Below are 2,203 nucleotides of genomic sequence, written 5' to 3' on the forward strand. Positions count from 1 at the left end.
GTGTCTGTGGAACACCCAAAACGCCCTGCACAGCGGCCGAAAGCTGATCAACCAAGACGGGTATTTCGGTTCGGACACCTACTCGGCCATACACCGCATCCAACGTGCCTGCGGGATCACCGCAGACGGAATCATCGGCCCGGACACCTGGGAATGCCTGCACCCGGACCAGTACCCGAACCCGAGGTACAGGCCAGGCATTTGGCCGGTCGACTAGACCGGGGCCCCGAATCGTGAGCACGGTAGGTGACGCGTCTTCCGGCGGCTTACTGCGACATGCCATAAGCCCGCTTTGACACATACGGAACTATGCGGACAGCAACTGGCAGTCATACAGGCCGTTCCCGCCGGGGACGGCCCCGTATGCAGCGCTCCCCTGCGGGCAGAGTCATCCCTGCCGCGCGGAGAGTGATCGGAACGAACTGATCTCGGCCCCATTCCGGGACACGCGCCTTGTGCCGCGTCCCGGCAGCTCAAAGGCCCTGAGGATCCCCCCGCGCCCGGTTCGAGGAGGTGCAGGCGCGCTCCCGGGCCGGTGGCCCGCTTCCTGACTGACTGCTGGATGCCGTACTCCGGCAGCGGGACATCGATCTGGCGGCGACCGCGCCCGTGATCGTCGGTGCATACGGGCCCTTCGGATTCAGCCGCGCCACGTACGAGATCCATCTCGGCTGCGACTTCGACTGCGTTCATCAGGCAAGTGGGTTGCCGGAACCAAAGTTGTCGGGCTGTTCCGAAGTCCCGAAGAGAGCCCTGGATCCTCTGGGGTACCGGTGGCGACTTTCGCCCGGGGGCTATGCTGCTCGGCGATGACTACCGGGACGGCATTGCGCCACACACAGATTGGTGACCCGGTGCTCTCCTGAGCACCGTGCGGGCCGGTGAGGGCCCGCTGTTCGGTCGAGGATCTTGCGCTGCTGCGCGGGCTCCGCCTCCGTCGTGTTGATCACAGGCTCAACGCATCAACCACGACAGGAGAATCCATGCCCGGCAAGACACTGCACATTCCCACCGCGGACGGCCAGGCCGACGCGTTCGCCGCCTTCCCCGACGGCGGTGAGCGGCACCCAGGGGTGCTGATGTACGCGGACGGCTTCGGCATCCGGCCCGTGCTGCGGGAGATGGCCCACGAGCTGGCCGGGCACGGGTACTACGTGCTCGTCCCCAACCTCTTCTACCGGCACGGCCCGGCACCGGTGATCGAACTTCCCGACCACATCGGAGAAGAGGTCCGGCCCGCGGTCTTCGCCCAGCTGATGCCCTTGATCGAGGCGCACACCGCCGAACGCGTCCTGCGCGACGCCGATGCCTACCTCAGGTTCCTCACCGCCCAGCCCGAGGTCGGCGCCGGACCGGTCGCGGTGACCGGCTATTGCATAGGCGGTCTCCTGGCGATGCGCACCGCCGCGGCCCACCCCGGCCAGGTGGCCGCCCTCGCCGCATTCCACGGCCCCGTGGGCGCCGACGGGCCCGACAGCCTCGCCAAGCTCACCGCCGAGGTCCACTTCGGCCATGCCGAGAGCGACTTGACGCCCGAGGCCCTCGGCGAGCTCAACCAGGCCCTGGATGCCGCGGGGGTCCGCTACACCTCCGAGATCTACCCCGGCACCGTCCACGGTTTCACCATGTCCGACACCGATGCCTTCAACCCCACCGCACTGCAGCTTCACTGGGACCGCCTGCTGCCCCTCCTCGACCGCGCTCTCGCCAACCGCTGAGGCGCCGGCTGGAGTCCAGGGGGTTCTCGAAGTCGGCGTGAGGCCGGGCTGAGTCTGCCCTCACGGCTCTGATCCCGACTCAGCGGCAGCCGCCGCTGTACTTGCCAGGGCCACGTTCACGTGTACGCCGACAGCAGGTCAAGAAGCAATGAGGCGGCTGGTGAAGCCGTCGCGGATGAGAGATTCGTACGCGGCATGCACGTCCTGCGGGACCTCCTGCTCGATGGCAAATCCAAGCTTCGGATACTCGATAACCCGCTGGAGGTCGCCGACGAGCATGTCCAGTACGAGCTTCTCGTCGCCGATGGACTTCACGTAGTCGTCGAACTCCAGCGGCTCGGACGCGCAGAGGATCCCGACGTCGGGCCACAGCTTGCGGGCGGTCGCGAACGACCTCCTCTCCATATAGGGCTTGGACACCAGCAACACCGTGTTCGGACGGATACCGGCGTCGGCGAGGACCTCACGGGACAGGGTGATGTTCT

2 protein-coding genes and 1 pseudogene are annotated in these 2,203 nt (G+C 66.8%); 2 read left to right on the forward strand and 1 reads right to left on the reverse strand.

Translation table 11 applies throughout. The features are described from left to right. Window positions 1-217 (forward strand): peptidoglycan-binding domain-containing protein (locus ACQKIP_RS45635; RefSeq protein WP_427745692.1); only part of this gene is annotated, 217 nt, incomplete at its 5' end. Window positions 218-983: 766 nt separating this feature from the next. Beyond that, a complete protein-coding gene (locus ACQKIP_RS45640; RefSeq protein ID WP_365862089.1) occupies window positions 984-1,718 on the forward strand; it encodes a dienelactone hydrolase family protein in 735 nt (244 codons plus the stop codon). Between the two features lie 138 nt (window positions 1,719-1,856). Here ACQKIP_RS45640 and ACQKIP_RS45645 read toward each other — a convergent pair. Further along, a pseudogene (locus ACQKIP_RS45645) lies at window positions 1,857-2,203 on the reverse strand (YdcF family protein); the annotation flags it as partial.

It is taken from the genome of Streptomyces sp. NPDC059900, from assembly GCF_050270335.1.
In the GTDB taxonomy this organism is placed as follows: Bacteria; Actinomycetota; Actinomycetes; order Streptomycetales; family Streptomycetaceae; genus Streptomyces.

Bases quoted from the DNA above. Each gene is read 5' to 3' on its own strand.
- ACQKIP_RS45640 (WP_365862089.1), top strand. From the start codon at position 984: ATGCCCGGCAAGACACTGCACATTCCCACCGCGGACGGCCAGGCCGAC.